Below are 7,522 nucleotides of genomic sequence, written 5' to 3'. Positions count from 1 at the left end.
CTGCCAGGCCGAGCAGTTCACGGGTCCTGGCGTACTTCTCCGTCAGCCTGTTCCGCGTCGCCTCGTCGAGCAGGGCCAGGCGCGCGGGGTCGGCGTTGTCGGCCAGGTCGGCCTGCTTGACCAGCAGCGCGCCGGGAGTTGCCAGGATGCGCCGGGTGTACGTCTCCAGGTCCTCGCCCTCGCCCTTGGTGAGCGCGAGGACCATCTCCTTGACGTGCTGCGGCAGCGCGGCCCGTTCCAGCCATTCGCGGCTCAACGCGTCGTCCTCGACCGCGTCATGGAGCCAGCCGGCGGCGATCTGCTCCTCGCTCCCGCCCCGGGCACGTACCCCCTCGGCGACGGCCGCGATGTGGTTCACGTAAGGCCGGCCCGCCTTGTCCCGCTGGGCGGCGTGGGCCTCGCGGGCGATGGCCTCGACCTCGGCCAGGGTCAGCATCTGCTCGGACATGGCACGACTGTACGCCGCGGCGGCAGGCACCCGGAGCGGTCCAGGGGATCACCAAGTAATCGTTTGGTAAACTAATTACTGACGCTTTCTTGACCATCTCTTGACGCAACGCGGCGTGCCTGGAGACCGTCGTGCTGCGCGACCCGAAGGGACTGGGCTCATCGGCCACGCAGACACGCTCATAGCCATGGGCGGCGCCTTCCTCGCCGCCGCCGTCCTCGCCCGCCTCGGCGGCCGTATCGGACTGCCGACCATCCCCCTGTTCATCCTGGCCGGGATCCTCCTCGGCCCGCACACTCCCGGAGTCGTCCTCGTCTCCGACCCGCACGACCTCGAGATGCTGTCCGCGCTCGGTCTCGTGCTGCTGCTCTTCTACCTCGGCCTGGAGTTCCATCTCGACGACCTCAAAGCGGGCGGCCGCAAGATGGTGCTCGCGGGATCGGCCTATCTGGTGCTGAACGTGGGGGCGGGGCTCGCCTTCGGCTTCGCACTCGGATGGGGAACCTCCGAGGCGCTGGTGCTCGCCGGGGTCATCGGCATCTCGTCCTCGGCCATCGTGACCAAAGTCCTCGTCGACCTGGGCCGGCTGGGCAACAGCGAGACCAAGCCGATCCTCGGGATCATCGTCGTCGACGACATCTTCCTGGCCCTCTACCTGGCAGCGCTCCATCCCATCCTGTCCGGCGCGGACAGTCCGGCCGCCGCCGTCATGGACGGAGGGAAGGCCTTCGGCTTCCTGCTGCTGCTCGCGCTCGCCGCTCGCTTCGGCACCCGCGTCGTCGGCCGCCTGATCGATACCCGTGACGACGAGCTTCTCGTCATCTCGTTCCTCGGCGCGGCCGTGTTCGTGGCCGGCGTCTCCGACTGGTTCGGCGTCGCGGACGCCATCGGCGCGTTCATGGTCGGTCTGATGCTCGGCAGCACCACGTCGGGCGAGCGCATCCGCAAGCTGGTCCATCCGCTGCGCGACGCCTTCGGCGCGATCTTCTTCTTCGCGTTCGGTCTGTCCATCGACCCGGGCGATCTGCCGGTCGTCCTGTGGCCGGTGCTCGCGGCCGTCGCCGTGACCATCCTGATGAACGTGGCCTCGGGTCTGATCACCGCGCGGCTCCACCGCTTCGACACCCTTCAGGCCGCCAACATCTCCACCACCCTGCTCGCCCGGGGGGAGTTCGCCCTGATCCTCGCGACGATGGCGGCGGGCGCCGGGCTGGACGACCGGCTCTCGCCGTTCATCGCCGGGTACGTCCTGATCCTCGCGGTCCTCGCGCCGCTCGCGGTGGGACGGTCGCACTGGCTGGCCAGGATCCTGCCGGGTCGCGGCGGAGGCGGGGAAGGGGGAACGGGCGGCCCGGTCGCCCTCACGCCTGGCGGCACAGCAGCAGCAGCGCCCGGTCGTCGTTGACGTCCTTGGCGACGGCCTCGATCAGGTGCCAGGCGGCACCCTCGAAGCCGGCGGCCACATAGCGGTCCGCCTCACCGGTCAGCCGGTCGATGCCCTCGCTGATGTCCCGGCCCGACGCCTCCACGAGACCGTCGGTGAACAGCATCAGCACGTCGCCGGGGCGCAAGGAGCCCTTGACCGGGTCGAACTGGGCCGCGTCGTAGACACCGAGGAGCGGGCCCTCCGCGGCCATCTCCTCCCAGCGGCCGCTGCCCGCGTGGAGCTGGAGCGCGGGCAGATGTCCCGCGGACAGCAACTCGTAGTCGCCGGAGTCGAGATCGAGCACGAGGTGGATGGACGTGGCGAAGCCCTCGTCCCAGTCCTGCCGCAGCAGATAGCCGTTGGCCGCGGGAAGGAAGCCGTGCGGCGGCAGCGAGCCGAGCAGTCCGCCGAACGCACCGGACAGCAGCAGCGCCCGCGACGCCGCGTCCATCCCCTTGCCGGACACGTCCGTGAGAACGACCTCCAGGGTGCGGCCGCCGTTGGTGCGGGCGGCGACCACGAAGTCGCCGGAGAACGACTGGCCGCCGGCCGGGCGCAGCGCCATCTCCTGGTGCCAGCCCTTCGGCAGCCGCGGCAGGGCGCTCTGCACCCGGATGCGTTCGCGCAGGTCGAAGAGCATGGTGCCGCCGCGCCGCCACGGCACGCCGACCCTGGCCCTGAACTGGGCGATCAGCAGGCCGAACATGCCGCACGCCGCGACGACCAGGACCGTGCCGGGGGTGACCCTCGCCGGGCCGTCCGTGTACGGGCCGAGCGCTATGGACTCCACGATGAGGGCCGCGGCCGCGGCCGCGTAGAGGGCGAGCAGACTCGCCGGCCGCAACAGCAGGCCGCCCGCCACGATCGGCAGGACCAGCGCCACCGGTGAACACCACACGGGCGCGGCGATCGTGCCCCACGTGATCGCGGGGATGGTCAGCAGCAGTCCGGCCAGGGCCAGCCGGTCGGAGCCGTCGCCTCGGAAGTAGTCGACCCCGGACTTGCGCAGCGCGATGCGTGCCCGGTGCACCGCTTTCCGCAACCGGGCCGTGGACGAGTCTGCTGCAGAGCCGCGGGCCATTGCCGTGGACCTTATCCACCCGCCGCCTCGGCGTGCAGGGGGACCCCCACGACATTGCGTTCGAAATCGGGTCGCGACGGGTCGTGCACGGCTGGTAGGGATGGCATATGACGACAGATCTGCGGGTGCTGCGACAGTCCGAGTGGGACCGGTGGTACCGGAGTCTGGAGCTCGCCTTCGGCGGCGTCCCCGAGACCCGGCCGGAGCGCGAACTCTGGGCCGACCTGACGGAGACCGAACGCTCCATCGGCGTCTGGGACGGAGACGACTGCGTCGGCACCGCGGGGGCGTTCACCTTCTCCGTGTCCGCGCCGGGCGGCCAGTTCGTGCCCGCGGCCGGCGTGACCATGGTCAGCGTGGCGGCGACCCACCGGCGGCGCGGGATCCTCACCTCGATGATGCGGCGCCAGCTCGACGACGTCCGCTCCTGGGGCGAACCGCTCGCCGTGCTCACGGCCTCCGAGCCGGAGATCTACGGCCGGTTCGGCTACGGAGTCGCCACCCACCAGATGTCCGTGGAGATCGACTCCTCGCGGACTCGGATCACCGCGCCGCCCGGTGCCGACGACGTCCGGATCCGCTTCGTGCCGGTCGCAGAGGGCGCCCAGGCGTGCGAGGAGGTGTACCTGCGCACGATCGGCACACGGCCCGGGATGCTCGCCCGCCGGCCCGGCTGGGAGCGGCTGCCGCTGCTGGACCCGCCGAGCGAGCGGGACGGCGGGTCCGCCATGCAGTGCGTGCTCGCGGAACGGGACGGTCAGGTCGTGGGGTACGCCCGCTTCCACAACAAGCCGAGCTGGTCGGCGGCCGGCCCGGAGGGCTCCATCTCGGTACGGCACATCGACGCGCTGGACCCGGTGGCGTATGCGGCGCTGTGGCGTTTCCTGTGCGGCATCGACCTGACGACGACCGTACGGTCCCGCAACCGTCCCGTGGACGACCCGCTGCTCCAGCTGGTCACGGACATCCGCCGCTGCGGCGTGCGGGTACGGGACTCGCTGCATGTCCGGCTGGTCGACGTGGGGGCCGCGCTGGAGGCCCGGCGCTACACGGCACCGGTCGACGTGGTGTTCGACGTCGAGGACACTTTCTGCCCCTGGAACACCGGCCGTTGGCGGCTGACGGGCGACGCGAAGGGCGCGTCGTGCGAGCGGACCCGGGACGAGGCGGATCTGGCGCTGTCCGTACGGGAGTTGGGGGCGGCGTATCTGGGCGGCGTGTCGCTGTCGGCGCTGGCGGGGGCGGGGCGGGTGCGGGAATTGCGGGAAGGGGCGCTGGCGGAGGCGTCGGTGGGGTTCGGCTCCGACGTCGCGCCGTGGCTGCCGCACGGGTTCTAGCGGGGGCGACCCGCTGCGGGGGCGTGGGCGCCTGCGGCGGTCTCGTTCCTCTCCCCGCCTCTTCCCGAAGGGTTCCGGTTCAGGCCGTGCGGGGCTGGCAGGTCGGGCACCAGAAGAGGTTGCGGGCCGACAGTGGTGCCGTACGGATCTGCGTGGTGCAGACATGGCACGGCATGTTGGCCCGGCGGTACACGTAGACCTCGCCGCCATGGTCGTCCACACGCGGTGCGCGGCCCATCGCCTCCGGAGTGTGTACCGGGCGGACCGTGTCGATGCGGTTGTTGCGGACGCCCTCGCGCATCAGCGCGGCCAGGTCCTCCCAGATCGCGTCCCACTGGCGGCGCGTGAGGTCCTTGCCGGCCCAGTAGGGGTCGATGCCGTGGCGGAAGAGGACCTCCGCGCGGTAGACGTTTCCGACGCCGGCGATGATCTTCTGGTCCATCAGCAGCGCGGCGATCGTCGTGCGGGAGCGGGAGATCCGCGCCCATGCCCGGTCGGGGTCGTCGGACGGCCTGAGCGGGTCGGGGCCGAGCCGGTCGTGTATCACCCGCTTCTCGGGTTCGGTGATCAGCGCGCAGGTGGTCGGGCCGCGCAGGTCGGCGTAATGGTCCTCGTTCAGGACGCGCAGGCGGACCGTGTCGGTGGGCGGCGGCGCGGGGGCAGTGCCGAAGCCGAGCTTGCCGAACAGGCCGAGATGGATGTGGACCCAGCCGATGTCCTCGAAGCCGAGGAACAGGTGCTTGCCGTGCGCGTCCGCGCCGTCGAGCACGCGGCCGTCGAGGAGCGCGGCGCTGTCGGAGAACTTGCCCTGGGGGCTGCTGACCCGGACGTTCCACCCCGCGAAGCGGTGGAGATAGTCCTCCGCGAGGCGGTGGATCGTGTGCCCCTCGGGCATGGGGTCGGTCCTCCTGGACGGCATGACCGTGCCGCCGGGACGGACCCGGCGGCACATGGAAGCGGATGCGGGTGCGGGGCTCAGCCCTGCTGCGGGTGGTGGGCCGGGATCGGGGGGAGCTCGCCGGTGGTCTCGTACGCGGAGAGCATCTCGATGCGGCGGGTGTGACGTTCCTCACCCGAGTACGGGGTGCTGAGGAAGATCTCGACGAACTTCGTCGACTCCTCGAGGGTGTGCATCCGCCCGCCGATGGCCACGACGTTGGCGTTGTTGTGCTCACGGCCGAGCGCGGCGGTCTGCTCGCTCCAGGCGAGCGCGGCACGCACGCCCTTGACCTTGTTGGCGGCGATCTGCTCGCCGTTGCCCGAGCCGCCGATCACGATGCCGAGGCTGCCCTCGTCCGCGGCCGTCCGCTCCGCGGCACGCAGGCAGAACGGCGGGTAGTCGTCCTGGGCGTCGTAGATGTGGGGACCGCAGTCCACGGGCTCGTGGCCATGGGCCTTGAGCCACTCGACGAGGTGGTTCTTGAGTTCGAAGCCGGCATGGTCCGAGCCGAGGTACACGCGCATGGTTCGAGTGTGGCATGCGGGGCAGGCGCGGTCCGGCGCGGGGCCGGGCTCGGGGCGCGCCGGAGTGACGAGTGCAACGAAACGGAATCGACTCTTCCGTACTGGCACGTACTGGGTTCTAATTCCGAAGTTCGTAACCCGAGCGGCACCAAGACATAAGGATTCGTCCATGACGTCGCAGTCGACCCTCACAAAGGAAGGCGACATGCCCGGCACCCCGGGACAGTCGCCTTCCCCCGACGGTCTCAAGGCCGGTCTCAAGAACCGCCACCTTTCCATGATCGCCATCGGCGGTGTGATCGGCGCCGGCCTGTTCGTCGGATCCAGCTCCGGCATAGCCGCGGCCGGCCCGGCGATCCTGCTGTCGTACGCGCTCGTGGGCATGCTGGTCGTCTTCGTGATGCGGATGCTGGGCGAGATGGCCGCCGCGAGCCCGAACTCCGGCTCCTTCTCCGCCTATGCCGACCGCGCGCTCGGGCGTTGGGCGGGCTTCTCCATCGGCTGGCTCTACTGGTTCTTCTGGGTCGTCGTGCTGGCAGTGGAGGCCACGGCCGGCGCCGAGATCCTCGAGGGCTGGATGCCGGCCGTCCCGCAGTGGGGCTGGGCGCTGATCGTCATGGTCGTACTGACGGCCACCAACCTGGTCTCCGTCTCCTCGTACGGCGAGTTCGAGTTCTGGTTCGCCGGCATCAAGGTCGTCGCCATCGGCGCCTTCGTCATCGTCGGTCTGCTGGCCGTCTTCGGTGTGCTTCCGGGCTCCGACAACCCCGGGGCGGGCCTCGCCCATCTGACCGACGCGGGCGGCTTCATGCCGAACGGCGCCGGCGCGATCCTCGCCGGTGTGCTGCTGGTCGTCTTCTCCTTCATGGGCAGCGAGATCGTCACCCTGGCGGCCGGCGAGTCGGAGAACCCGCGCCGCGCGGTCACCAAGGCCACCAACTCGGTGATCTGGCGTGTCGGTTTCTTCTACCTCGGCTCGATCTTCGTCGTGCTGACGCTGCTCCCGTGGAACGACAAGTCCATCGAGGAGAAGGGGTCGTACGTCGCCGCCCTGGACTCGATCGGCATCGCGAACGCCGGTCAGATCATGAACGTGATCATCCTGACGGCGGTCCTCTCCTGTCTCAACTCGGGCCTCTACACCGCCTCGCGCATGGCCTTCTCGCTCGGTGAGCGCGGTGACGCGCCCAAGTCGTTCGCCAAGGTCAACGCCAAGGGCGTGCCGACGGCGGCCATCCTCGCCTCTGTGGTCTTCGGCTTCGCCGCCGTGTACTTCAACTACGCCTTCAAGGACACGGTCTTCCTGTTCCTGCTCAACTCGTCCGGCGCGGTGGCCCTGTTCGTCTGGCTGGTGATCTGCTTCACCCAGCTGCGGATGCGCGGCATCCTGCTGCGCGAGGCGCCGGAGAAGCTGACGGTGAAGATGTGGCTGTTCCCGTACCTCACCTGGGCGACCGCCGCGATGATCACCTTCGTGCTCGTCTACATGGTCATCGACGAGGCCAACCGGCAGGTCGCGCTGCTCTCGATCGCCGTCGCCGCGGTGGTGGTCGCGATCGCCGTGACCCGCGAGAAGTTCTCCCCGCGGCCCGCCGCCGCACCCGTCACGGCCGCCCGTGACGAAGAGGTGGAGCCGGTCTCCGGAGCCTGAGCGAAACCCGACGCCTCAGGCCGAGTGACGTCGGAAGGGAGGCTCTCCGTCGGTCCTGCGAGGGACGGACGGAGAGCCTCCCTTCTTTTCCCGTCTCTGGTGCGAACCGGGAAAC

7 protein-coding genes are annotated in these 7,522 nt (G+C 70.2%); 3 read left to right on the top strand and 4 right to left on the bottom strand.

Going from position 1 to position 7,522, the window contains the following annotated elements:
* Positions 1 to 448: HD domain-containing protein (locus tag ACWGH4_RS26825; protein ID WP_453465476.1), on the bottom strand; the 448-nt coding region annotated here is incomplete at its 3' end.
* 187 nt (positions 449 to 635) lie between these two features.
* Here ACWGH4_RS26825 and ACWGH4_RS26820 point away from each other — a divergent pair.
* Positions 636 to 1,853 (top strand): cation:proton antiporter, encoded by a 1,218-nt coding sequence (locus ACWGH4_RS26820; protein WP_453465474.1) that lies wholly within the window; start codon positions 636 to 638, stop codon positions 1,851 to 1,853.
* On the opposite strand, the gene ACWGH4_RS26815 is transcribed toward ACWGH4_RS26820, so the two are convergent.
* Positions 1,810 to 2,955 carry a SpoIIE family protein phosphatase gene (locus ACWGH4_RS26815; RefSeq protein ID WP_441263012.1) on the bottom strand — a complete coding sequence of 382 codons (1,146 nt, stop codon included), beginning with the start codon at positions 2,953 to 2,955 and terminating at the stop codon, positions 1,810 to 1,812. The genes ACWGH4_RS26820 and ACWGH4_RS26815 overlap by 44 nt on opposite strands.
* Positions 2,956 to 3,062: 107 nt before the next feature.
* Here ACWGH4_RS26815 and ACWGH4_RS26810 point away from each other — a divergent pair, with 107 nt between their 5' ends.
* A complete protein-coding gene (locus ACWGH4_RS26810) occupies positions 3,063 to 4,292 on the top strand; it encodes a GNAT family N-acetyltransferase (protein ID WP_453465471.1) in 1,230 nt (409 codons plus the stop codon).
* A 79-nt stretch (positions 4,293 to 4,371) separates the two neighbouring features.
* On the opposite strand, the gene ACWGH4_RS26805 is transcribed toward ACWGH4_RS26810, so the two are convergent.
* Entirely contained in the window at positions 4,372 to 5,187 is an 816-nt protein-coding gene (locus tag ACWGH4_RS26805; protein WP_453465469.1) for an Fpg/Nei family DNA glycosylase, read from the bottom strand.
* A gap of 80 nt (positions 5,188 to 5,267) precedes the next feature.
* On the bottom strand, positions 5,268 to 5,756 hold the full coding sequence (locus ACWGH4_RS26800; RefSeq protein ID WP_307706432.1) for a ribose-5-phosphate isomerase: 489 nt from the start codon (positions 5,754 to 5,756) through the stop codon (positions 5,268 to 5,270).
* Positions 5,757 to 5,925: 169 nt separating this feature from the next.
* On the opposite strand from ACWGH4_RS26800, the gene ACWGH4_RS26795 reads away from it, so the two are divergent.
* Positions 5,926 to 7,407 (top strand): amino acid permease, encoded by a 1,482-nt coding sequence (locus ACWGH4_RS26795; RefSeq protein WP_453465466.1) that lies wholly within the window; start codon positions 5,926 to 5,928, stop codon positions 7,405 to 7,407.
* Positions 7,408 to 7,522 lie beyond the last annotated feature (115 nt).

It is taken from the genome of Streptomyces sp. NPDC054847 (assembly GCF_053610925.1).
This window is presented reverse-complemented; position numbering and strand designations above follow the sequence as displayed.